Source organism: Aeromonas sp. 1805, assembly GCF_013085525.1.
GTDB lineage: Bacteria > Pseudomonadota > Gammaproteobacteria > Enterobacterales > Aeromonadaceae > Aeromonas > Aeromonas hydrophila.
Window position 1 is genome coordinate 2,620,494 of sequence record NZ_CP038515.1, and the last position, 23,725, is coordinate 2,644,218.

At 63.8% G+C, this 23,725-nt stretch carries 23 protein-coding genes; 7 read left to right on the forward strand and 16 right to left on the reverse strand.

The features are described 5' to 3' along the window. Positions 1–21: 21 nt before the first annotated feature. The 4 genes from E5E96_RS12405 to E5E96_RS12420 all read right to left on the reverse strand — a co-directional run bounded on the left by E5E96_RS12405 (position 22) and on the right by E5E96_RS12420 (position 3,347). The gene (locus E5E96_RS12405; protein ID WP_017408761.1) at positions 22–348 is read right to left on the reverse strand and encodes an STAS domain-containing protein; all 327 of its coding nucleotides are present in this window, start codon (positions 346–348) and stop codon (positions 22–24) included. Between the two features lie 14 nt (positions 349–362). Beyond that, on the reverse strand, positions 363–731 hold the full coding sequence (locus E5E96_RS12410) for a response regulator (protein ID WP_011704967.1): 369 nt from the start codon (positions 729–731) through the stop codon (positions 363–365). A 9-nt stretch (positions 732–740) separates the two neighbouring features. Further along, the gene (locus E5E96_RS12415; protein WP_171282265.1) at positions 741–1,955 is read right to left on the reverse strand and encodes a methyl-accepting chemotaxis protein; all 1,215 of its coding nucleotides are present in this window, start codon (positions 1,953–1,955) and stop codon (positions 741–743) included. Positions 1,956–2,258: 303 nt separating this feature from the next. After that, positions 2,259–3,347: a ketoacyl-ACP synthase III gene (locus tag E5E96_RS12420; RefSeq protein ID WP_171282266.1), complete on the reverse strand. Its 1,089-nt coding sequence runs from the start codon at positions 3,345–3,347 to the stop codon at positions 2,259–2,261. Positions 3,348–3,549: 202 nt separating this feature from the next. On the opposite strand from E5E96_RS12420, the gene E5E96_RS12425 reads away from it, so the two are divergent. From E5E96_RS12425 to E5E96_RS12445, 5 genes are all read left to right on the forward strand, one after another. Beyond that, positions 3,550–4,491 (forward strand): LysR family transcriptional regulator, encoded by a 942-nt coding sequence (locus tag E5E96_RS12425; RefSeq protein ID WP_024944417.1) that lies wholly within the window; start codon positions 3,550–3,552, stop codon positions 4,489–4,491. Between the two features lie 128 nt (positions 4,492–4,619). Beyond that, the gene (locus E5E96_RS12430) at positions 4,620–5,228 is read left to right on the forward strand and encodes a LysE family translocator (RefSeq protein ID WP_016349742.1); all 609 of its coding nucleotides are present in this window, start codon (positions 4,620–4,622) and stop codon (positions 5,226–5,228) included. A gap of 102 nt (positions 5,229–5,330) precedes the next feature. After that, positions 5,331–7,190 (forward strand): U32 family peptidase, encoded by a 1,860-nt coding sequence (locus E5E96_RS12435; protein WP_171282267.1) that lies wholly within the window; start codon positions 5,331–5,333, stop codon positions 7,188–7,190. 224 nt (positions 7,191–7,414) lie between these two features. Further along, positions 7,415–7,828 (forward strand): ASCH domain-containing protein, encoded by a 414-nt coding sequence (locus E5E96_RS12440; RefSeq protein WP_171282268.1) that lies wholly within the window; start codon positions 7,415–7,417, stop codon positions 7,826–7,828. Positions 7,829–7,907: 79 nt separating this feature from the next. Next, complete coding sequence (locus tag E5E96_RS12445) at positions 7,908–8,570, forward strand: class I SAM-dependent methyltransferase (protein WP_171282269.1); 663 nt, start codon at positions 7,908–7,910, stop codon at positions 8,568–8,570. 15 nt (positions 8,571–8,585) lie between these two features. Here E5E96_RS12445 and E5E96_RS12450 read toward each other — a convergent pair whose 3' ends face one another. Together E5E96_RS12450 and E5E96_RS12455 are read right to left on the reverse strand one after the other, a co-directional pair. Beyond that, complete coding sequence (locus tag E5E96_RS12450) at positions 8,586–9,062, reverse strand: methylated-DNA--[protein]-cysteine S-methyltransferase (RefSeq protein WP_045790484.1); 477 nt, start codon at positions 9,060–9,062, stop codon at positions 8,586–8,588. Then, positions 9,059–10,642, reverse strand: a complete 1,584-nt coding sequence (locus E5E96_RS12455) for an AlkA N-terminal domain-containing protein (RefSeq protein ID WP_171282270.1) — start codon at positions 10,640–10,642, stop codon at positions 9,059–9,061. The genes E5E96_RS12450 and E5E96_RS12455 overlap by 4 nt, the downstream gene beginning before the upstream one ends. A gap of 209 nt (positions 10,643–10,851) precedes the next feature. On the opposite strand from E5E96_RS12455, the gene E5E96_RS12460 reads away from it, so the two are divergent. Beyond that, positions 10,852–11,253, forward strand: coding sequence for a VOC family protein (locus tag E5E96_RS12460; RefSeq protein WP_024944412.1), 402 nt, complete (start codon positions 10,852–10,854; stop codon positions 11,251–11,253). Between the two features lie 69 nt (positions 11,254–11,322). Here the strand turns inward: E5E96_RS12460 and E5E96_RS12465 are convergent, their stop codons facing one another. The 4 genes from E5E96_RS12465 to E5E96_RS12480 form a co-directional block, all read right to left on the reverse strand. Then, complete coding sequence (locus E5E96_RS12465; protein WP_162516546.1) at positions 11,323–12,801, reverse strand: carboxypeptidase M32; 1,479 nt, start codon at positions 12,799–12,801, stop codon at positions 11,323–11,325. 133 nt (positions 12,802–12,934) lie between these two features. Then, positions 12,935–13,516 carry a DNA endonuclease SmrA gene (gene smrA, locus E5E96_RS12470; protein ID WP_029301641.1) on the reverse strand — a complete coding sequence of 194 codons (582 nt, stop codon included), beginning with the start codon at positions 13,514–13,516 and terminating at the stop codon, positions 12,935–12,937. A 153-nt stretch (positions 13,517–13,669) separates the two neighbouring features. Next, entirely contained in the window at positions 13,670–13,819 is a 150-nt protein-coding gene (locus E5E96_RS12475; protein ID WP_064773827.1) for a DUF3149 domain-containing protein, read from the reverse strand. Between the two features lie 168 nt (positions 13,820–13,987). Beyond that, positions 13,988–14,881, reverse strand: a complete 894-nt coding sequence (locus E5E96_RS12480; protein WP_171282271.1) for a TraB/GumN family protein — start codon at positions 14,879–14,881, stop codon at positions 13,988–13,990. 87 nt (positions 14,882–14,968) lie between these two features. On the opposite strand from E5E96_RS12480, the gene E5E96_RS12485 reads away from it, so the two are divergent. Continuing rightward, positions 14,969–15,301 (forward strand): DUF1904 family protein, encoded by a 333-nt coding sequence (locus tag E5E96_RS12485; RefSeq protein ID WP_171282272.1) that lies wholly within the window; start codon positions 14,969–14,971, stop codon positions 15,299–15,301. Positions 15,302–15,458: 157 nt separating this feature from the next. Here the strand turns inward: E5E96_RS12485 and E5E96_RS12490 are convergent, their stop codons facing one another. From E5E96_RS12490 to E5E96_RS12515, 6 genes are all read right to left on the reverse strand, one after another. Next, entirely contained in the window at positions 15,459–16,286 is an 828-nt protein-coding gene (locus E5E96_RS12490; RefSeq protein WP_139705544.1) for an SDR family oxidoreductase, read from the reverse strand. 119 nt (positions 16,287–16,405) lie between these two features. Then, positions 16,406–17,851 (reverse strand): OprD family outer membrane porin, encoded by a 1,446-nt coding sequence (locus E5E96_RS12495; protein ID WP_011704981.1) that lies wholly within the window; start codon positions 17,849–17,851, stop codon positions 16,406–16,408. A 506-nt stretch (positions 17,852–18,357) separates the two neighbouring features. Then, the gene (locus tag E5E96_RS12500; RefSeq protein ID WP_171282273.1) at positions 18,358–20,295 is read right to left on the reverse strand and encodes a methyl-accepting chemotaxis protein; all 1,938 of its coding nucleotides are present in this window, start codon (positions 20,293–20,295) and stop codon (positions 18,358–18,360) included. A 119-nt stretch (positions 20,296–20,414) separates the two neighbouring features. Next, complete coding sequence (locus tag E5E96_RS12505; RefSeq protein WP_171282274.1) at positions 20,415–21,311, reverse strand: DMT family transporter; 897 nt, start codon at positions 21,309–21,311, stop codon at positions 20,415–20,417. A gap of 129 nt (positions 21,312–21,440) precedes the next feature. Further along, on the reverse strand, positions 21,441–22,271 hold the full coding sequence (gene rhaD, locus E5E96_RS12510) for a rhamnulose-1-phosphate aldolase (protein ID WP_216368086.1): 831 nt from the start codon (positions 22,269–22,271) through the stop codon (positions 21,441–21,443). A gap of 110 nt (positions 22,272–22,381) precedes the next feature. Continuing rightward, positions 22,382–23,635: an iron-containing alcohol dehydrogenase gene (locus E5E96_RS12515; RefSeq protein ID WP_171282275.1), complete on the reverse strand. Its 1,254-nt coding sequence runs from the start codon at positions 23,633–23,635 to the stop codon at positions 22,382–22,384. Between the last annotated feature and the right edge of the window lie 90 nt (positions 23,636–23,725).

Below are 23,725 nucleotides of genomic sequence, written 5' to 3' on the forward strand. Positions count from 1 at the left end.
ACTCCTTGTCCGCGGAACCGGCTAGGCGTGATCGGGGTGGGGGATGAGGGTGGGATCGCCGAAGAAGGTTGCCAGCTGGCACAGCTCAAGGGCATCGAGTACCGCATGGCTGTGCATCACCAGATGCAGTGGATAGCCGCCCTGCAGCGCCGTCTTCTTGGCGGCCAGCAGCAGTTGCAGACCGGCACTGTCCATTTCGCTGACCTGGGAGAGATCCAGCTCCAGCTCTTGCTGGCGATAGAGCAGGGGAGTGAGCGCCTGCTTGAGTTCGGCTGCGGTATAGATGGTCATCTCACCCGCAATGGCCACAACTGTCTTCTCTTCGCCCGTTTCGATATGCAGCGGCATGAATGCCTCCCGACTCAGGGCATGATGAGCTTGGCGACCGCAGCCAGCATCTGGTCCGGCTGGAACGGCTTGACCACCCAGGCCTTGGCTCCCGCAGCCTGCCCTTCCTGCTTCTTGCTGTCCTGGGACTCGGTGGTCAGCATGATCACCGGGGTGAACTTGTAGCTGGCCAGCTTCTTGGCCTCCTTGACGAAGCTGATGCCGTCCATGTTCGGCATGTTGACGTCGCTGATGATGAGGTTGATCTTCTTGCCGTCGAGTTTCTTGAGGGCGTCCTTGCCGTCACAAGCCTCCATCACCTCGTAACCGGCGCCCTTGAGCGTCATGCCGACGACCTGGCGTATGGTTGCCGAGTCATCCACGATCAGGACTGTTTTGGCCATATCTCTCTCCTAGAAAAAAGTGACATCAGCGTTGCTGGATGGGGTTGCCGTCGGGGTTTTGCGACCGTGATGGATATTGCGCTGCTCATCGGTGGCATATGAGAGTTCCATGTCTGCCAGCCAGCTTTCCGCATCGATCTGAATGGGGCCGGACTGGTGCGTTCTGGTGCGCGACGAGATCAGGTGATCGTTGAGGCTGTCCATATTCTGACGAACATGGCCAAGGATTTGACTGACCCTATCCTGGAACTGTAACGACACGATGACATCGGAAATCTCACGGTGGATCCCGGTACTCTCGCTCTGCAGCAGGGCAGCCGACTCGGCCAGGCTGGTGGTGGCCATCCGAAAGCGCTCCAGTACCTGTTCGATGGCGTGCTCGGCGTCGCTGACGGCAGCTTGATCTCGCCCTGCCGCACTCTCGGCAATCTGGAAGGCCCGGCCGATGCCGGTGTTGATGGTATCGACCTTGTCGGTCATCTTCTGGGCGGTCTCGCTGGAGAGGCGCGACAGGGTGCGCACCTCGTCCGCCACCACCGCGAAGCCACGACCCGCTTCACCGGCTCTGGCCGCCTCGATGGCGGCATTGAGGGCCAGCAGGTTGGTCTGGGAGGCTATCTTGGCCACGTCGAGCGCCATGGTGTTGAGCTCGATGGTGTAGGCGGTGAGGGTTTTTATCTCTGCCAGCATGGCGTCACGGTTGGCCTGGGTGGAGTGCATGATGGCGACGACCTGATTGAGCTGGGCCTGACTTTCGGCCAGCACGGCGGTCATGCCGGCGGATTTCTCGCCGCCCAGATCGCCGGCGGCGTTGTGGGAAGCGGCGACCGCTTCTTCCAGCTTGGTGGTCAGCCCGGCAAAGCGCTGGGTGAGGTCAATCATGGCCCCTTCGGTTTGCTGGCGAGAGTTTTCAATCTGTTGCGACCAGATGGGCACGGCCTTTTCGCACACCTGCTCGAGCCCGATGATGGAGTGGTTGAGCCCAGCAGCGGACCATGACGGAGTCTGTTCTTGTTCATCGGGCTGCCCGGCAGGTTTGGCGTGGTAGTGGCGGGCACTCCACAGGGCGGCAGCCACGGCCAGCACCAGGTTGGCCAGCAGATACGGCAAGGGGCTGCCTGCAAGTACCAGCAGCAGGGTGCTGAACAGGCCTAGGCCAAGGCCGCAGGCCCAGCTGACAGGCTCCCAGAAAGGGGAGGAGTGTGCCCTTGTGTTGTCTGTCATACGCGAACTTGCCCCTGCATATGGATGGAAGAAGGTGAACCGCCGTCCCCTCAGGTAGGAACCCAAGCGCCAACTTGCTAGTTATCAATAGCTCAGTAAGGTTAGCGCAAAAAAATGAGCTGGTTACAAATTGGTCCTATTCGGGGGGCGCTACTGAGAAAACTGGAATATGGCGACTGTCACAGGGCCATCGTCGGGAGTCACAGCGGTGAGAGGGCCGGAACCTAGGAGGAGGAGAGAAGTGCTGGGCGCGGCAATAAAAAGAGCCTGCATTGGCAGGCTCCCGGTGCTGTATGTGTGGATTTACGCTTCGTCGGCGTGGGCCTTCTGGCACCCTTCAACGGCATGGGCGATAAGCTCGAGCGCGCTCTTGTCGCACGGCGGCAGCTCGGCCTCGCACGCCTTGATGGGTGTCACGCGATCGCCCCACTTGATGATGGCGGCGCCCCAGGTCAGGCCGGCACCGAAGGCGGCGGTCAGCAGATAGCTGTTCGGCTGGACGCGGCCTTGTTCGAGCGCCTCGCACAGGGCGATGGGCACGGTGGCGGCGGAGGTGTTGCCGTAGTGTTCGATGTTGACCATCACCTTCTCCATCGGCGCGTTCATGCGCTTGGCGAGGGTCTCGATGATGCGGATGTTGGCCTGGTGCGGCACGATAAGATCGATCTGCTCCGGAGCGATGCCGGCCTGTGCCAGTACCGTGTTGGTGGCTTCGCCCATGCCGCGTACGGCCCGCTTGAAGATCTCCTGGCCTTCAAAGTTGAAGGTAAAGAGGCCGTCGATGTCGGCAAAGCGCACCCGGTCGGTACCGAAGTTCGGCACGTGCAGGATCTCGCGCGCCTCGCCGTCACAACCCAGCTTGTTGGCGATGAGACCGCTCTCCTGCTCGCTCGCTTCGATCACCACGGCGCCGGCACCGTCGCCAAACAGCACGGCGGTGTCACGACGGGCCCAGTCCAGCAGATAAGTGAGGCGCTCGGCGCCGATCACCAGCACCTTCTTCATCATGCCGGTCTGTACCAGCGAGGTGGCGACCGAGAGGGAGTAGACGAAACCGGTGCAGGCGGCGTTGAGGTCGAACACGGCGGCATTGACGGCCCCCAGCTTCTTCTGCACCGCGGAGGCGGCGCTCGGCAGCAGGTTGTCCGGCGTGGCGGTGGCCAGGATGATGCCGTCGAGGTCGCTGGCTTCCAGCCCGGCGCAGGCCAGCGCACGACGTCCGGCCAGGGTGGCCAGATCGGAGGTGCTGACGTGGGAGATGCGGCGAGCCTTGATGCCGGTGCGCGGGTAGATCCACTCATCCGACGTATCCATGATGGTGCTGAGGTCGTCGTTGGTCAGTACGGAGGGAGGCAGGCATTTGCCCCAGCCTGTGATATTGGCGTATTTCATCTTGTTACCGCTTCTCAAGTGGATCGCCCGCGGGCGGAAAATCGCGCAATTATGCCGCACGGGGCAACCACTGTCATCTTGTGGTCATGGTTATCTGGCAGCAGGGTCACGCCAGGTGGCGGGTGCCGACGGGAAATTTCGCTTAAACCACAGGGCTTGGCTGCCCTAAGATAGGGCTTTCGCCACTGGATGGAACCACCCCTTGCACAAAGCCAATCTCAACCTGCTGCCCACCCTCAAGGTGCTGCTGGAGACCCGCAACATCAGCCGGGCGGCGGAGCTGCTACACCTGAGCCAACCCTCCATCAGCAAGCAGCTCGGCCAACTGCGCAGCGAGTTTGGCGACGAGTTGCTGGTGCGGGAGGGGCAGCGCTGGCTGCTGACGCCACGGGCCGAGGCGCTGGCTGCCCAGCTGGCGGACTCCCTCGGTGCGCTGGAGCGGCTCTACGAGGCCCCCGGTTTTGACTCGAGCCGCTGCGAGCGGGTGTTCCGGCTCGCCTCCTCCGATTACGTGGCCCAGCACATCCTGCCGGATATCTGCGCGGCGCTGGCCAGGGAGGCGCCGCTGGCGGCGCTGGAGTACAGCCTGTGGGACAAGCGCCTGCTGCCGCAGCTGTGGCAATCCGAGCTGGATATGGTCTCCACCATCACCGAGCTGGTGCCGGATCAGATCCGCGGCCTGCATCAGGGGGAAGATCGGCTGGTGGTGTTGATGGGTAGCCACCATCCGTTGGCAGGGCGCTCGCTCAGCCTCGATGACTACCTCGCCTGGCCTCACCTGCAGGTGAGCGGCGGGGGTGACAAGGACAGCCCGGTGGAACAGGTGCTGGCACCGCAGGGGTTGTCCCGGCGCTGGTTTGCCCGGGTGCCCTTCTTTCAGGCGGCGGTGGAGGTGTTGCTGCGCACCGACTGCCTGCTGACCACTCCGGCCCACATCGCCTGGCAGCTCTCCTGCGAGCACGCCCTGCATTTTTGCGATCTGCCGTTTGTCAGCCGTACCCAGCAGTATCATCTGTTGTGGCACCAGCGCCATCACCAGGATCCGGCCCACAAGTGGTTTCGCGAACTGGCCTACCCCTTCCTGCGCGAGCACCTGCAACGCACGGTGGCGGCGAGCCGCAAGGTGTTGAACCCGCCCCGCTAGCAACAGACGCTTGTGTTGGCCTATAGCCGTTGGCTATGGGTTCTATTCCCAACTTTCACTTCTGGCATAACCAGGGGCCCTTTACCCTGAGCGCAGACATTCATCTTCCGCTTGAGACAAGGAACACCATGGAACTGACGAGTTGGCTGGCACTGGCCGCAATCTGCGTGATGGGCGCCATCAGCCCGGGGCCGAGTCTGGCGCTGATCATCCGCAACACGGTGCAGGGAGGGCAGGGGCACGGTGTGGCCACCGCGCTTGGCCACGGCTTCGGGGTTGGCATCTATGCGCTGATAACGGCGCTCGGCCTCGCCATCCTGATCACCCAGACACCGCTGCTGTTTGACGTTATCCGCTACGGCGGCGCCGCGTTTCTCGCCTGGCTCGGAGTCAAGGCGCTGCTGGCCAAACCCGCCAAGGGGGAGGCGAGCGAAGAGGTGCACCAGCTGCGCGGTCGGCAAGGTGCCTTCGAAGGCTTTATGGTGGCCTTTCTCAACCCCCAGCTCGCGGTCTTCTTCATCGCCCTGTTCAGCCAGTTTGTGCATGCCGACACCGGCTGGCGCGAGGGGGGCATCATGATGCTGACCGCCGGCGGGATCGACGCGGTCTGGTACGTGCTGGTGGCGCTGGTGCTCTCTCGTGGCCCTGTATTGGCCTGGCTCAAGGCCAAGTCCTTCGTCATCGACAAGGTAAGCGGTCTGGTGCTGCTGGGGCTGGCCTTGAAGGTGGTGCTCTGATCCAATCCTGTATTTTGCGGTGATCTTAAGCGGGATCAAGGCGGGGAGGGTGGCAATGCCATAGAGTGGCGCCCATTTGCTGTCCGCCCTGATCCCGAGACCATGCACCAGAACAAGCACCCGTTAAGCCACAACAACCGGTTGGAGCTGCTGGCTCCGGCCAAGAATCTCGCCTACGGCATCGAAGCCATCAACCACGGTGCCGATGCCGTCTACATGGGCGGTCCCGCCTTTGGCGCCCGCAGCGCGGCGGGCAACTCCCTCGAGGATATCGAAGCGCTGGCGCGCCATGCCCATCGCTTCGGTGCCCAGGTCTTCGTCGCTTTCAACACCCTGCTGCACGATCACGAACTGGAGCAGGCCCGGCGGCTGACTCACCAGATCTACGAAGCGGGGGCCGATGCGCTGATCGTGCAGGACATGGGGTTGCTGGCGCTCGACTTGCCCCCCATTGCGCTCCATGCCAGTACCCAGACCGACAACCGCACGCCGGAGAAGGTGAAATTCCTGCAGGATGTGGGCTTCTCCCAGGTAGTGCTGGCGCGCGAGCTGTCCCTTGCGCAGATCCGCGAGATAAGCGCCGCAACCAATGTGCAGCTGGAGTTCTTTATCCACGGCGCGCTCTGCGTCTCCTACAGCGGTCAGTGCAACATCAGCCATGCCCGGACCGGCCGCAGCGCCAACCGTGGCGAATGTGCCCAGCTCTGTCGTTTGCCCTGCTCGCTGCAAAAGCCGGATGGCGAGGTGCTGGTGGCCGACAGCCACCTGCTCTCCCTCAAGGACATGGATCAGACCGACAACCTGGAGGCGCTGATCGAGGCGGGGATCCGCTCCTTCAAGATTGAAGGGCGCCTCAAGGGGCTCGATTACGTCAAGAACGTCACCGCCTGGTATCGCCAGAAGCTCGACGCCATTCTCGACAGCCGCTCCGATCTGGTGGCCTCTTCGGCCGGCCGTTGCAGCTACAGCTTCGCGCCTGATCCCAAAAAGAGCTTCAACCGCGGCAGCACCGACTACTTCCTCCATGGTCGCCAGCAGGGGATCGACTCCACCAAGAGCCCGAAATACGTGGGCGAGCCGCTGGGACGGGTCACCAGAGTCACCAAGGATGGCATCGAGATAGATGGCAAGCCCGTGAGCCTCAACAACGGCGATGGCCTTGGCTTCTTCAAGCCGAACAACGAGCTGGTGGGGATGCGCCTCAACAAGGTTGAAGGTAAGCAGTTACTCCTGTCAGAGCGCATGCCGGGCTTGAAGGTAGGCACCGAAATCTACCGCAACCACGATCAGGCATTCAGCAAGGTGCTGGAGAAGGCCAGCGCCGATCGCCGCATCCGGGTCGATATGGTGCTGGCAGAGTGCGATGAGGGCTTGCACCTCACGCTTACCGACGAGCAGGGCATCAGCGCCGCCGTCGCGCACCCCTGCGACAAGCTGCCTGCTGACAACCCGGAGCGGGCGCTGCAACAGGCGCGCGACCAGCTTGGCAAACTCGGCAATACCCTGTTTGTGGCCCGCAAGGTTGAGTTGGCGTTTACTCATCCGCTATTCATTGCCGCATCCATGCTCAACGGCTTGCGCCGGGAGGGCATCGCCGCGCTGGAGGCGGCACGTGTGGCCAGCTACCAGCGCCCCGAGCGACGCATCGCGCTGCGGGATATCCACTATCCCCAGCACCGTCTCTCCTACCTTGGCAACGTGCTGAACAGCGCGGCCGAACAGTTCTTCCGCGAGCACGGGGTGGAGCGCATCGCGCCCGCCTATGAGGCGAACAAGGAGGAGCGGGAAGTGGTGCTGATGATCACCAAACACTGCATCCGCTACAGCCAGAACCTCTGCCCGAACGAGGTGCCCGGCCTCAAGGCCGAGCCGTTGGAGCTCAAGATGGGCAAGGACACCTTCCGCCTGCGGTTTGACTGCCACCGCTGCGAAATGCATGTGATGGGGAGTTTGAAGCGTTGAAAGCTATGGACTCCTCCCACCCTTGCTTGCGCTGAAGAGAGGGGGATACGAAATAACAGAGATGGGGTGTTTTACGCATGCTTTCGTGAGCGGTTGCTGATGTTCTTTCTTGATTTCAATGTGTTAATCGGGAGAAATACAGCTTAATGGCATCAAGAGGCTGTAGAGAGATTGCCATCCTCGAATCGATGATCATCAAGGCGTAAAAATACAAGGATGTATTGATGCTTGCACTTTCGATCGTGACTCCGCACGGAACCAATATCGCATCAGGTAAAAAGACATTGGAGGTTCGCTCCTGGTGTCCCCCCACTCTCCCTGTTCGCGATCTTCTGATTGTTGAAAATACAGTGTTTTTATCTCGTGATATGCCATGCGACCCCGACGGTAGAGTCGTTGCGATCGTCGATATTGAGGAGGTCCATGAATGGCGATCTGATGAGGTCACTGTGGCTTGCTCAAGTGGTTGGGAACCGGGTTACTGGGCATGGAGTTTGTCAAATGTCCGCCTGATAAAAAACGATCTGGTTGTGCCCGCCAAAAGGAAGCTCTACGACGTGGATGTGGAGTCTGCAGGCATACGATTGGATGCTCGTCAGGCTTCTCCAGAGTGCATGGCCAGTTCATCCCCTGAGTAAGCTTCGATGTGATCTGATGCTTTACCTTCTCCCGGCGGCAGGCTCTATCAAGGAGTTTTCACGGGGAGGAGAGGTGAGGATGACGCGATTCAATGGAGAGGGGGCGCTGGATTATGACCAGCGCATTACTCGGTTGGTACCAGGTTATGAGCTGCTGCATCAGCTCAGCGCGTCCCAATTGATGGGGCGGCTTGGGCCGGAGGCGCGCGTTCTGCTGGTAGGGGTTGGCACGGGCAGCGAACTGCTGTTGTTGGGCAGCCTGTGTCCCCGCTGGCAGTTCATTGCCCAGGACATATCGGCCGACATGCTGGCGCAGGCCAGAAGGCAAGCCGAGCAGGCGGGGATGGTGGCGCGGATCACATGGTGGGAGGGACCGTTGCCGGCCGACAGCATGGCGTGTGACGGTGCACTCTGTCTGCTGGTGCTGCACTTTCTGCCGCAGGAACACAAGGCGGCACTGCTCGCTGACATCGCCCGCCAGCTCAGGCGCGGTGCCCCTCTGTTGCTGGCCGACCTGATGGCTGCGCAAGACGATGACGAGCACGCCGTGATGGGGCTGCACGCGCACCGTGCCGGTCTGCCTCGGAGCGCCAGCGAACAGATGGTACTGCGCCTGGCACAGGACTTCTTTCCCCTCGATGAGAAACAGACCCGACACCTGTTGCAGGCGGCGGGCTTTGGCGTTGGTCGGCGCTATTTTCAGGCGCTCGGGTTCCACGGCTGGCTGGCCGAGCGCCTGTGAGTGGGCGCGGTGTCATCAACCAGAGATACCCTCCAGCGTGAGCAGCGCCTGCTTGATGGGCAATCCCCCCGCATAGCCGGTCAGGCTGCCGTTCTGGCCGATCACCCGGTGGCAGGGGATGATGATCGAGAGCGGGTTGCGGCCGTTGGCGGCGCCCACCGCCCGCACCGCATTGGGCTTGCCGATGGCGCGGGCAATGTCGCTGTAGCTGCGGGTCTCGCCGTAGGGGATGTCGCACAGCGCCTGCCAGACCGCTTGCTGAAACGCCGTGCCTCTTGGTGCGAGCGGCAGGGTGAAGCGTTGCAGGCGGCCGGCAAAATAGGCCTCAAATTGCGCGAGAAAAGGGGCCAGCGCCACCTTGTCCTGTCGCCAGCTGCTCATGTCGGGCAGTGCGCGCAGTCCCGCCACGAAGTCCACGTGCAGCAGGCCGCGCTCGTCGATGGCTACCAGCAGATCGCCGCAGCGGCTGGGCAGGATATCGTAGCGGATCATGGGGTTGTCTCCTCTGATGGGTTGTCGCTTGCTGTGCCGCCTTGTGTCGGCTCGGTCAGCAGTGCCGATTCGGTCAGCAGTGCCGGCTCCTCGCTCATGGCATGCCACAGCCAGCTCGCCGCGTAGCCGCGCCAGGGCCGCCACCTTTCGCTGTGGGCCAATACCGCTTTTACCGGCAACTTGGTACCGCCCCCCAGCGCTTTTTGTAGCACCAGATCCGAGGCGGGGAAGGCATCCGGATCCAGTCCGCAGCGCAGCCGCCAGTAGGCGACCGTCCAGGGGCCGATGCCGGGCAGTGCCAGCAGCTGTTCATCGCTGGCGCTGATCAAGCTCAACTCGCCGCTGGCCAGCGCCTGTGCCAGCCCCTGCAGCGTTCTGATCCGGCTGCCGGGCATGCCGATACCGTCCAGGTTGAGCTCGCACAACTGGGCAGGGGTGGGCAACTGCGCCACCCCGAATTGCGCCTCGGTGCGTGCCACCAGCCGTCCGAGTATGGTGATGGCCCCCTTGACCGACACCTGCTGGCCGACGATGGCGCGCAGCATCACCTCGTACTCATCCCAGCCGGCGGGCAGCCTAACCCCCGGCCAGCGCGCCTGCAGACGCGCCAGCAGCGGATCCTGCCCGAGTCGCGCACCGATGCGCTGCATGTCGGCATCGAGATCCCACATCCGGCGCACCCGATACAGCAGATCCGGCAGCGCGGCGGGCGGCAGATCATGGACGCTGAGCAGCAGGCTGTGCCCCTTGCCCTGGCTGATGCGCACCCGCGCGACCTGATCGCCGACCCGGTGCCAGCGTTCATAGACCTCGCCATCTACCCGCTCCAGCCCCGGAATGGCGCGCAGCCGGTAGAACGCCAGCATGGCCGCCACGTCGTAAGGGGGGCGGTAGGGCAGTTGCAGCGTGAGCATTGCCCCCTCCTCGGTCTGTGGTTCAGCTTGCGTCAGGGCGGCGTCGTCGCCGGTTGACTCGCTCTGACGGCGCAGGGCCCGCGGTGCCAGCCCGTATGCCTGCTGCCAGGCATCGTTGAAGCGGCGAATGCTGGCAAAGCCCGCCGCAAATGCGATGTCGGTGATGGGCAGCCGGGTTTCGGTCAGCAGCCGCTTGGCGAGCAGCAGCCGACGGGTCTGCTCCACCTGTTTCGGCGAGGCGCCAAGGTGCTGCTCGAACTGGCGGCGCAGCGTGCGCTCACTGATGCCGGCCTGTTCCGCCAGCGTGGTGAGCGAGCCTTCCGCCAGCTCGCCGCGATCGATCCGGGCCAGCAGGCGCGCCAGCGTCGGCGGCAGATCGCCGGGGGCGGCGGGCGCGAGCTCAGGCCGGCAGCGCAGGCAGGGGCGCAGGCCGTGCTGCTCCGCTGCGGCGGCGCTTTGGAAGTAGCGCACGTTGTGCTCGTGCGGCGGCCGCGCCGGACAGACAGGCCGACAGTAGATGCCGGTGGAGAGCACGCCGGTAAAGAAGCGGCCGTCGAAGCGCGCATCGCGGGCCAGGCGGGCGGCATGGCACTGTTCGGCGCTGAGCGGCAGGTCTGACTCATGCTCTGCGGCCGGCGGCATCGTCATGGCGTGATCTGTTGGCATCGGTGGCTCCTTGCGCCGAAAGCGGGGTGGGCGCGGCGGCCCGGATGAGTGAGAGACTAAGCAGGAACGAAGGCGATGACTAGCCAGAAACGGACAGCAATTGAAATAAAGCCGAGGCCGCGCCCGCGATCGCAGGGCGTGAAAAACAGATCGGTTTGGCAGGGCAAGTGTGCGAATCTGGGGTGACAACATCCAAGGAGGAGAGAGCCATGCCAGGACCCGCACGTGCCGGCGCCCTGATCTATGCCAGGGATCCCGGCCTGCTGAGCCACTTTTATCGCACCCTGCTGCAGATGGAGATCCGCAGCCAGAGCGACGAGCTGATCGTGCAGGAAAACGCCGACATCCAGCTGTTGCTGCACGCAATCCCCGCTCCCTATGCCGAGCAGGTGGTCATCACCACGCCGCCGCAGCTGCGCGAGCAGGGTGCCATCAAGCTGTTCTTTACCGTGCCGAGCCTCGCCTGGGCGGAGGCAAAGGCGGCCGATCTCGGGGGCGGCTTGCTGCCGCAGCAGTGGTCCGGCCCCGGGTTCGTGGTGCGCAATGCGTTCGACCCCGAGGGCAACATCCTGCAGCTGCGCGAGTTTGTCGGCGTGCCGGACGGGCGCTGATGCGCTGTGTCACCATGAAAAACGGGGCCGCGAGGCCCCGTTTGTTATCTGCTGGCGGGTGCGCTGGCTCTACTTCAGATAGCGCTGCTCCAGATGGCGGCGCAGCCAGTGCGGATTCAGCGCCTCGCCGGTGGCACGGCTGACCAGTTCGTCGGTGCCGTAGCGGCTGCCCTGGGACCAGATGTGACGACCCAGCCAGGCGAAGATCTCCGGCAGGCGGCCCGCCGCGATCAGCTCGCCCATGTTGCCGAGCTCCCGCTCGAGCGCGAAGCGCAGCTGCGCCGCGTACATGGCGCCGAGCGTGTAGCTCGGGAAGTAGCCGAACGAGCCGTCGGTCCAGTGAATGTCCTGCATGCAGCCATTCTGGTAGTTGCCCTGGGTGGAGAGCCCCAGCCACTGCTGCATCTTGGCGTCCCACAGCGCGGGGATGTCCGCCACCTCGATGCGCCCCTCGATAAGGTCGCGCTCCAGCTCGTAGCGCAGGATGACGTGGGCCGGATAGGTCACCTCGTCCGCATCGACCCGGATAAAGCCGGGCTCGACCCGGTTGTAGAGCTTGACCAGGTTCGCCGGCGCCAACGCCGCCTGCTCGCCGAAGTGGGCGCGAATGTGCGGCGCCAGCAGCGTGAGGAAGGCGGGATCATGGCCGAGCTGCATCTCGCAGAACAGGCTCTGGCTCTCGTGAATGCCCATGGATCGCGCCTCGGCCACCGGCTGGCCCAGCAACGGGCGCGGCAAGCCCTGCTCGTAACGGGCGTGACCGGTTTCGTGGACTATGCCCATCAGGCTGGAGACGAACTCCTGCTCGTTGTAGCGGGTGGTAATGCGCACGTCGGTCGGCACCCCGCCGCAGAACGGGTGGCTGCTCACATCGAGCCGGCCGTGGGCAAAATCGAAGCCGAGCAGTCCCATCACCTGCTGGCCGAGCGCCTGCTGGGCGGCGATGGGGAAGGGGCCTTGCGGGATCTGCACCGACTCGCGCTTTTGTTGCTCGCTCACGGTCTGGATCAGGTTTGGCAGCCAGCCGGTCAGATCGCCGAAGATCTCGTCGAGCCGGGCGCTGGTCATGCCCGGCTCATAGAGCGCCAGCATGGCATCGTAGGGGCGTACCCCCAGCGCGTCGGCACGCAGGCGAGCCACCTCGCGCGAGAGTGTCACCACCTCGGTGAGGTTGGGGGCAAAACCCGCCCAGTCGTTCTCCTTGCGCTGGCGGCGCCAGGCGTGCTCGCACTTGCTGCCGGCCAGCGACAGCGCCTCCACGAGATCCCCGGGCAGCAGGCTCGCATCCTGCCAGTGGCGCTTGATTTCGCGCAGGTTGGCGCGCTGGAGCTCGTCCAGCGGCTCGCTCTCGGCCTTGGCAATCCAGTCGCCCAGCTCGGGGGCGGTGCGCTTGTGGTGGATCAGCAGCCCCAGTTCGGCCATGGCCTCGGCGCGGGCTTCGTTGCCCCCCTCCGGCATCATGGCGGCCTGATCCCAGCCACAGATGGCCGAGAGATGGGAGAGCCGGTGCAGCTGTTGCTGATGTTGTTCAAGTTTTTGATATGACATGGGATTGTCCTTGTTATCGTCCCTGATGGCGTACACCCCGTACCTGGCATGCTCGGGGCCGATCGATGCTAGCACTGCCCTCGTGCGTTTTACCACCCTGGCTTAGGATGACTGACCAGATGACGGGCGCTGGCTAGCCGAGCCGCTTCTGGTGGCGTTCGCGGTTCTCTGCCTTCTTGCGCTCGCTCTTGCGCAGTAGCACGTAGAGGGCCCCGCCGCCACCGTGGCGACGCTCGGCGCTGTGCATGGCCATCACCGCCGGCAGTTGCGGCAGCCAGGCGCTGACATAGCTTTTGAGCAGGGCGCGCGGCGTGCTGCGTTCCCCCTTGCCGTGCAGGATCAGCAGGCAGCGGATGTCGCGCAGTTCGCAATCCGCAATGAACTGCACCAGGCTCTGGCGCGCTTCGTTCAGGGTCTTCTGGTGCAGGTCCAGGCTTGCCTGCAGCTCGTATTTGCCGAGTCGCAGCTTCTTGTAGACCCCCTCCTGCACCCCGTCGCGCTTGAAACCGACAATGGCGTGGGGGTCGAGCATCTCGACTGCCTCCATGCTGAGGTGATCCAGGGCGAGTTGTTCGGCGGTGGCGGCCTGGCGCCGCGCGAGCTGGGCGTCGGTCGGGCTGCTGCCCGCCGTCTGGAGACGGATATGGTCGTTGCGAATGGGGCGCACGTCGGCCACTTCATTGCGAAACAGTGAGAGTTCGTCGTTATGAGACACGGCAGGCTCCCCGCAGGTGGAATGAGCGGCCATTATAGCGGGCGGGGGCGGATCTGAAAGTGGCGGGCGCGCTGGTGGCGCCGGGTTGCTCAGCCCGTGAGCAAAGGGGAGGCGAGGGCGGGATCAGGCGATCGGGGATCGCCTGACGCAGGCTTATTGGCCCTCTTTCGGCGGCTTGGCGTTCATCACCTTGTAGATGAAATAGGCCGCGTAGGAACTGATCAGCAGGAAGGTACCGATAATCACCAACATGGACATCAGTCCCACGCTGTTGCCGAACATCAGGTTCATCCAAAATTCCATCTCATGCACTCCAGTCATCCCATTGATGACTGGCATGATAGATACCTCTTTGGGAGCAAAGAGATGATCTCGATCAAGTCCTTATGTGGTTATTAAATCGGCAGCCGGATCTGTGAGCGCCCTCCCATATCAAGACCCTGACGGGGCCGATGTGGCCCCGCCTGCGCCTTATTGGCGGGCCGGCTTGCGCGGACCCGGCTCGGTGAGCGGGGTGATGCGCCAGCCCTGTTGCTCCAGCAACGCGAGCAAGCCCTGGTCGCCGTAAAGGTGCAGCGCTCCTACCACGATGAAGCTCTCGTTCGGCAGGGAGGACCATTTCTTCAGCCAGTTGTGGTTGCGCTCCGCCAGCAGGGTCTGCTCCAGCCAGGCCTGCAGCTTGGGTGGCGCCATTTCCGATTTGAGCAGGTTGATGAGGGTCGCCTCGTCTCCCCCTTCCCACGCCTTCATCACCTCGCGAAAGCCGCGCTCGAGTTCGGGCAGCTCGTCCAGGGTGCTCTCCAGCATCAGGGTCTGGTTGTCACCGACGCTGGCGAGGTAGCCGAGCTGCTCGAGCAGGGTCTCGAAGCCGATGATGGGCTTGCCGCTGTCGCCGGCCTGCTTGGCGAAGTGCTGATCCACCCCGAGCGCGCTGCGAAAATCGGTGCGCTCCAGCGCCGCCTGGGTGAGGGTGATGGCGGCGAACCAGGGGCGCAGCGGAGCCAGCATGTTCTCGGTCAGGCCGTTCTGGCCGGCGGCGATGATGGTGCGCCGGTAGAGATCGAGCGGTACGTGCTCCTTGAGGGTCTTGCCGTCCACCAGCCGGGTGATGGCCCCCATCTCCTGCCACTGCTGCTGGCTGATGTGGGTCAGGTCGACCTCCAGCACCAGGGCGCGGCTCTGCAGCCAGGCTCGCTCGATGGGGTCGGGCAGCGGATAGAGCGAGGGCTTGCCCGCGTGGATGGAGCCCAGCAGCCAGTGCTGCTGATCGCCCTTGCTGACCTTATAGAAGGCGGGGTCGGCAAAGGCGCTCAGCGGCAGCAGCAGGCAGAGCAGGAAGGGGAGCAGCAGGCGATGGAGTCTCATGGGGCACCTTATGTCAGCGGATGGCTTCTCTTCGTCACAATAACCCCTATGATAAGTCCTCATTTGTCACAGCCAAGAGGTTTTCCCATGCCCCACCTTCGTTTTCGGGCCATCTCCGTCGACACCCTCAAGCAGATAAGCGCCCCCCTGCTGGCGGATCTCTGTGCCCTCACCGGGGGCAAACCGGAGTTCGTCACCCTGGAGAGCATCGACAGCCACTGGGTGCGCGAGGGGGAGGTCGAGGCCGGCTTTCCGTTCGTCGAGCTGGTCTGGTTCGAACGCCCGCAGGAGCTGCAGGACGCGGCGGCGGCGCTGATCACCCGTCACCTGAAAGCGGTGCTGGGGGAGCAGACCTATGTGGTGGTGCAGGTGCTGCCCATCGTCAAGAGCTGCTATTACAGCAACGGCCAGCACTACTGAGCGGGGACTGCCAGGGATGGCGGCTTGGCTGATTCAAGCCACTCTGGTGCCGCACTCTGGTGCCGGTTGGTGGGGATGAGACGAGAGGCGACGATGCGCGTCGTCGCCCCTGGCTGCAGGCTGCTTGCGGGTGTGCCGGGTGGCGAGGCGGTCGCCGTCAGGCCGACTTGGCCAGGATCCGGTCGAGCAGGCGGCTGGGCAACAGGCGGCGCAGCACCCCGAACAGCCGGGTCGGGAAGGTGACCGGGTAGCGGTGTTTGGGGCGCGGGCTGCCGAGTGCGTGCAGCAGCGGCGCAATGCAGGCCTCGCTTGGCAGGGTAAAGCCACGGGCTCCCCCTTCACGCTCCAGCCGGCTCAGAGTCTGCTGGTAGGCGGCCTGATGGCGGCTGGCGGCGGGCTCTATGTGGCGCAGGAAGGCGGCGCGGGCATTGGCCCGAAAGCGGGTGTCGATGGGGCCCGGCTCGATCAGGCTGATCTGCACGCCGCTGCCGGCCAGCTCCAGGCGCAGGGTATCGGTATATCCTTCCAGCGCGAACTTGCTGGCGTTGTAGGCGCCGCGATACTTCATGGCCACCAGCCCCAGCACCGAGCTGTTCTGCACGATGCGCCCCTCGCCGGCCGCCAGCATGGCCGGCAGCAGCTGGCGAATCAGGTGGTGCCAGCCGAACAGGTTGGTGTCGAACTGCTCGCGCAGCGCCTGGGTGGGCAAATCCTCCAGCGCGCCGGGCTGGCCGTAGGCGCCGTTGTTGAACAGGCCATACAGGCGGCCGCCGGCCAGTGTCTGCGCCTCGGCCGCGCCCCGCTCTATGCTGGCCTCGTTGGCCAGATCCAGCTCGACGGCCAGCAAACCCAGCTGGCGCAGCTGCGCCACGTCCTCGGCCTTGCGGGCGGAGGCGATGACGGTGTAGCCGTGCTGGCCGAGCGCCTTGGCGGCAGCCAGGCCGATGCCGCTGGAGCAGCCGGTGATCAGAACGAAGCGGGACATGGGCGCATCCTTGTGGTGACGGGGCAGGCAGCAGCGCCTGCGGTTTTGCATGTTAACCCGCTGATCAGAAAAAAGAAAACCGGGCCAATTGGCCCGGTTTGCTAACTTCAACCACCTGCTTACAGGATGGTGAACGGCATGATGATGTGGAACTTGACGTCTTTCTCGGAGGCGAAGATGTTGGGGTATTCGGTCCAACCGCCGCTCTGGCTGATGTCGTTGTTGTAATCGGTGTAGTGCAGTTTGAACAGGGTGCCCTTCAGCTTGCCATCCTGCACTGTGTACATGACGTCGAAGTTGGCTGCCCATTCGGTATCTTCACCGTTGGTGGCCTTGGTGCCGTCGCCTTTCTGGATATCCCAGCCGTAGGCACCGGAGACACCGACGGACCAGCCAGGTGCGCCCACCAGGTCATCCAGGGAGCGGGTCACGCCGAAGTAGAGCGCTTTTTCGTTGTTGGCGTTCCAGTCGGAGCGGGAGTCCCACCAGATTTCGTTCGCGCCCTGGGAGTTGCCGTAGCCACGGGTCAGACGGGGCAGGTAGTTGCCTTCGTTACCCTCGGCCTTGGTCCACAGACCTTCCAGACGGAAGCCGTACGGGCCCATGCCCCAGGCGGCGGTCAGCGCTTGCTGCCATGCCAGACCATCGTAAGTCTCGATGTCGGCACCACCCTTCTGATAGGTCTTGGTGTCGGAACCGTAGAACTGGTAGCTGGTGGAGAGGCCGTTCAGCACGTCGAATTTATGGGCCAGCTTGAAGTGGTAGCTGTCCATGTAGTTTTCGGAGTTACCGTAGGAACCGGTGATGGCAGTGCCGTTCTCGAAGGTGTAACGGGCGGCGACACCCTGGATGTAGTCGATGACGTTTTCATCGGCGAACGGATCCATCCATGCCTTGGCACGGGAGAACTTCTGGGTCTCTTTGTACCAGGGAGATTTGTACTCGTCGGCGATGGCGTAGGTCAGGTAGAGACCACCGAAGTTACCCTCGATCTGGCCACCACGGTAGGTACCCGGCTGATAGGACCAGTTCACGCCGATCACGCCCGGTACGTAGAGCTGGGTCAGACCACCCTTGGCGGTGAGGGCACCGTCCAGCGCCTTGAATTTCAGCGAGGCGTTGGCCAGGCTGAAGCCGCCTTCCGGGGAGCCGTCCTTGTAGTTTTCGCCCCATTTGTTGCCGGCGAAGGAGAATTCGTTCTCCTGGTTGACCGGGTGGTTCTCGGTCACGGCCAGGTCATAGGCACCGAAACCGCCCACATCGATACCCACCACGTCCCAGGCGTAGCCGGAGTTGAAGTTCAGGGAGGCCTGGGTGGTGGCGTGGCTCAGGTTGGACTGGTACTTGCCTTCTTTGTTCTTGGCAGTGGGGTCGCCGTCGATACGCTGACGATCACGCTGGAAGTAGAAGAGGCCACCGTTGAGTTTGCCTTCTTCATAGAATTTGCTGGCGGCGGCTGCATAGGTGGGGCCGGCTTCGTCGGCAGCCAACACCATACCGGGGGCGAGCATGGCAGCAACGATGGCTGCGCTCAATGCGGCACGTTTGAAGATCACTTTTTCCATTTTGTATTGCTCCTGATTTTATGGACTTAGCTTTTTTGTCCGGCAGTCAGGCAAGCGCCCGCCGCTCGGTATTGGCATTGCAATCAAGACCCCGAAGGGCAAAAAGTTCGAGTATGTCGGCTGCGGCCGCGACGTCTTGGCACATCTGCGGTGGTGCAGTTCTGTTCATCACATATTTTGTTTTTTTGTGTTCCGATCCTTGGCTATCGGACAATCCAAGAGTACGTTCGCGGTGCGAAATATCAATGGAAAGTTCCCACCAAGTTTCAAAAATATGACCGAGTGCAAATAATCATGACGCTTGCTGTGGACACTCCCAGCCCGCTGATATCGGTGATGACAACGTTTTCAGATGAAATTGCCGGCCGATCCGGACGGATCGCACTGTGCAGAGGGATCTTTCTTCGTTAACCAGCGGATAACAGATAATTTTGTGCCACAAAAAAAGATAAACCCCTGCGCGATGGCAGGGGCCGGGTAGGGGGCGCCGGCTAAACCGGCGCGGCTCAGGCCTGGTGACCGAGGATGCGCGGGATCTGGCTGGCCTGGTGGTGGATGTGCTCCGACACCTGCACCGAGAGGCGGCTGCCCTGGCGGGCGTGCTGGCTGATGCGGCCGATGAGATCGGCAAAACTGGCCAGCTTGTGCTCCTGGCTCTTGGCGTTGTCGGCCCCCTGCAGGGCGATGACCGCCGTGCTACGCGCCATCTCCCGCACCGCCTGGGTGGTCTGGCGCAGTTGCTCCGCCTGCTGGCGCTGGGCAGCGGCTTCTGCGGTGATCCGCGCCAGTACGGTGCCGAGCTGATCCCCCGCCTGGGTCAGCCTGGCCAGGATTTCGGTGATCTGGCCAAGGGATCGCTGGGTATCGGCAGAGAGGTGGCGCACCTCGTCGGCCACCACCGCAAAGCCGCGCCCCTGCTCGCCCGCCCGCGCCGCCTCGATGGCCGCGTTGAGCGCCAGCAGGTTGGTCTGCTGGGAGATGTGGCCAATCACGTCGACGATGGCGGTCACATCTTCCACCGAGCGCTTGAGCTGGGCCAGGGCGCCACCGCTCTCGTCGATGGCGAGCCCGGTCTGGGCGGTGGCCTGCAACATGCCGCCCACCAGCTGCTCGCTCTGGCTCATGGAGTGTTCGTTGTGCTGGGCGTGCTGCGCTATCTCGGCGGCCACCTGATGCACCTCGCCGGCCAGCTGGTTCAGCTCGCTCATCATCAGGTCGCTCTCGTCCACCGCCTGCTCCGTGGTGCGGGTGCTGTGATGGATCTCCTGCACCTGGTTGACCATCCCCTGCAGGCTTTGCGACACCGCCGACAGCTGGCCCTCTTTCTGCTGCTGATCCTGCTGCAGCCGCAGGATGAGGCGGTTGTAGCTGGCGACGATGTCGGCCAGCTCGTTGCGCTCGCGCCCCTCTGGCAGGGTTTCGGCCTGCCCGGTTTCGTCGAGCTGCAGGAAGGCCGCGCGCAGGCGCAGCAGCGGCCTGACCAGCCAGCGGCGCTGCACCAGCGCAAACAGCAGGGCGACCAGCACCAGACAGAGCGCCAGGCTGCCGAGGATGGCGGCCAGCCGCTGGTTGACCGCCTGGCGGACGGCGGCCAGTTCGCTGCCCATCTGGCCGGTGGCCTGCAGCATCTGGCCTATGTCTTGTTGCACCGCGAGACGGCCCGCCTGCTGCTGTTGCAGCGCCTTGCGGCTGTTCTCCAGCTCCTGTGGGTAGCGCTTGAGCAGCGAGAGCAGTTCGGCTTTGGGCTGCTCCCCGAGCTCCTTGCGCTCCGGTTCCCCCAAGGTGAATTCGTCGGCGGGGGGCGCCGCGAACAGGCCGAGCGGCGGCAGGGCCGCCAGTTGCTCAGCCTGTTTTTGCAGGGCTGTTAGCTCGAACTGCAACCCTTCCAGCAGCTTGGGGCTGGCCTGCTCCATGTAGTTCTGGCGCAGGTGAGCGAGCCCCGGCAGGGCCGCCAACAGGTCGCCGGCCAGCTGGCGATAGCGCTCGGCGCTGGCCGGGTCGCTCCCCGTCGCCCCTTGCTGGCCGTAACGCAGCAGCGCCCTGGCCTGATCGGTCAGCTCGTTCTCGGCATTTTGCAGCAGCCACTGGCTGTTGCCGGAGAGCTTGCCGGCCGCCAGATAGTCGCTGTCGATGCGCGTTCCCATCTGTTCGAGCAGGGTGCGCAGCGGGGCCGTGAGCGCCACATCCTGCTGGGCGAGCTGGGCAAGCGCCTGCTTGCGCACCGCTTCGGCCTCGGTCAGCCGCAGCGGATCGCCGCTGGCGAGGTAGTCGCGCAGGGTGCCCTGCAGGGTACCGGTGAGCCGCTGCTGCAGCCGTTCGTGCTGGTATTGGGCCTGCTCGGCCTGGTTGAGCTGTTGCCAGCCGTGCCAGAGGGCCGCGGCCTGCACGGCGGCGACCAGCAGCAGAGCGAGAGAAGATAGGGAGGCGTAATGGGCAATTTTCACGGCAGCATTCCTGCTTGTTGAACCACGGCGATGGGCGTCGGCGTGAGCTTAAGCAGCAGAGATGGCGCTTTTATGACAGTCAGCCCGGCGGCCAGGGCTGACTGTCGAGGGGGGCTGGCTTACGGCTGCGGTGCCGGGGCTTCCTGCTGCTGGCGGGCAGGGGGCTTGCCCAGCATGCCGAGCAGGGCGCCCCCCATGATGAGGGCGCCGGCCAGCAGGTGACGGGGGGTCAGCTGCTCGCCATTGAGCAGCACCAGCAACAGGGTACTCAACAGCGGCGTCAGATAGGCCAGCGCCCCGATCCGGCGCGGATCCCCGTCCCGCAGCGCCAGATACCAGGTGACGAACGCCGCCCCCATGGGGCCAAGTGCCAGCCCGATGATGAGGCCCCAGTCACTGGTCGGAATTTGAGCCACCGGCAGTGGTCCCTCCAGCAGCCAGGCCAGCAGCAGTGCCAGCAGTCCGGCGGGCAGACAGGCCGCCGCCGTCATCACCGCCGGGGCCGGCGGCAGCCGGCGCGAGAGCACCGAGTAGGCACCCCAGACGATGGCGGCCCCCAGCGCCAGCAGATAGCCCGGCAGATAGGCGTGTTGCAGCTGCAGCTCGCCGTTCACCATCACCAGTACCGAGCCGGCCAGACCCAGGGCGCCGGCCAGCAGGTGACGGCCGTGCAGCGGGTGGCCCGGCAGCAGCAGTGGGGTGAACAGGATGATGCACAGCGGCCACAGGTAGTTGATGAGGTTCGCCTCCAGCACGGGGGCGTGGCGAAAGCTCATGAACAGCAGCAGGTGGTAGAGCAGCAGGGCGCTGATGGTCACCAGCCAGTTGACCGGACGAGCCCGCCACTGACGCCAGAATGGCAGGGCTCCCATCCCGCAGAAAAACAGCACCAGCCCCACCAGCACCAGTGGTGACACACTGGTCACCCGGGAGGTGAGCGCCGCCAGCGAGGCCCAGAGAACTATGGTCAGCAGCGCCAGCCCGGTGGACTTGTCCCACCATGAAGCAGCAGACATCCAACACTCCTTTGCAGATGAATGAACAAAAAGAGGGCCAGTCTAGCAGACCGGCCCTCCTTTAGGCGCAGTGGTTTTGAGCGCGGCATCGGCCTAAGACCCGCAGGCAGGGCCTATACCGGCCGCTTGCTACAGACCGAAGGTCTTCTGCAGAGCCTGCATGGCTTCCGGGCTGACTCCTTCTGGCTCGAAACCGCTGGCGAGACACATCAGGTGTAGCTTGGCCCCCTTGTTCGCCACATCGACGAAGTCAAAGGCCATCAGCGCATCCGTGCCAGTGGCCACGGCGCCATGTTTTTCCCAGATGGCCACATCGTGCTGGCGCAGGGCGGCCGTGGTGCCATCCGCCATGGCCTGGCTGCCGGGCATGCAGTAGGGCACCACACCTATGCCGCGTGGCACAAAGGCCCGCACCTCGGGCAGCATCTTCCAGCAAGCGTGGGTGTAGGCGGAGCTGTCGCGGGCATAACGGGGATGGTGAGAGAGTGCAATCAGCTCGAGTGGATGGGTGTGTACTACGCAGCGATCGGCTGCGCCCCTGCGCTGCTTGTCCATGACGATCTCCACGTGGGAGATGAATTCGCTGGTGGGCTGGTAGTCGTGCAAGCCACGGCCTCCCCACAGGATATGGTAACCCCGGGCCTCGTCATCGATCCGCAGGATGCAGCCTGCGAGCTCCGGACTGCGCAGCTCTCGAATGCGTTCCCCTGTGCCCTTGACGAAGAAGACATGACCGGCGCTGTCGGCCGGGAAGGCGCCTTCCCCCCCTACCATGGACAGGGGGCAGTGGGGATACTGGCTCAGGTCTGCGGGCGCCGGCCCAAAGATGTCGGTGAGATCGACGGAGATGTTGCCACCGTTGCGCTCGGCCCACTCCCGTTGCCACAAATAGGCGGATACCTCGACGACTTTTTCGATTTCAGCCCGCACGGCTGCGTTGAATTCAATCTGCTGCATCATTCCCTCTACCTTGCGTTGAAGAGCCATTGTGAATGGGGCCCACTGTAACCAGTGGCGCGCCGCCGAGCCTCAATGGGGGTGCCAAGCCATGAGGGGAGTTGGCCGGATTTTCAAGAAGTGCACAAAGGGGTGGGGGATTGGGTGCCAGTGGATGCAGGTTGCTGAAAACAGAGAGGCCGCCCAAGGGCGGCCTCTTGTCGGTCGGGTTCAGGGTCAGAACGCGGCTTGATAGAGGGCCAGCAGCTCTGCCTTGCTGGCCACCCGGGGGCACAGCCGGAACAGGGATCGGCGGCGGCGGCATCGACCCAGTCGGCGAGATCCCCAGGCTGTATACCGAGTTCATGCAGGCCAGAGGGAATGCCCACCCGGGCGGAGAGGGCGCGAATGGCCTGGATGGCGGCAGCGGCGGCACCAGCCTTGCTCATGGCGCTGGTATCCACCCCCATGGCGGCGGCTATGTCGGCGAAGCGATCCTCCCTGACGGCCAGATTGAACTCGCAGACCACCGGCAGCAGGATGGCATTGCACACGCCGTGCGGCAGGTTGTGGGTGGCGCCGGGCTGATGAGCGAGAGAGTGCACGTAACCAAGCCCTGCGCTGTTGAACGCCATGCCGGCCAGGAACTGGCCGTGTGCCATCATCTCGCGAGCGGTCAGATCCTGGCCGTTCGCCACCGCTTGCGGCAGATATTCGGCAATCACCCGGATGGCAGCGAGGGCCGAGTGATCGGTCAGCACATGAGCACCGATGGAGACATAAGCTTCGATGGCGTGGGTCAGGGCATCCATGCCGGTGGCGGCGGTAACGGCCGGGGGCAGCCCCACCATCAGGGTGGGATCGTTGACTGCCACAGTCGGGATCAGTGCCGGGTCTATGATGACCATCTTGACCTTGCGCCGGGTGTCGGTGATCACCGCATTGCTGGTCACTTCGGCGGCCGTGCCCGAGGTGGTGCTGATGCAGGCCATGAAGGGGCCCGTGTGGACGACCTTGCCGATACCTTCGAAGTCATGGATCTGTTTGCCCGGGTTGGCAACCAGGGCGCGCACCGCCTTGGCGGTATCCATGGCGCTGCCGCCGCCAAAGCCGATGAGGGCATCGCACTGCCCGGCTTGCCAGCTTGCCAGTGCCGCACTGGCCACCTTATCGGTCGGGTTGGGCTCTACGCCGTCATAGACCAGGGGGGTGAAGCCCCGATCCCGCAGCGTCCCGAGCAGACCGTCCAGCAGACCGAACGAGATCAGGGCCCGCTCGGTCACGATCAGCGGACGACGGGCGGGCTGGTTGCACATCAATTGTACCAGATCGTGGATAGCGCCACTGCCGGACAGGCTGAGCTGGGGTAGACACAATGCAAAAGCCATCAGATATCCCTCTTCTTTAGATGAAATTAAGGGGATATTAAGCTTGTTGTGGCGGAAGGCCTTTAATCTTTGGCCTGTGAGGGAAATATA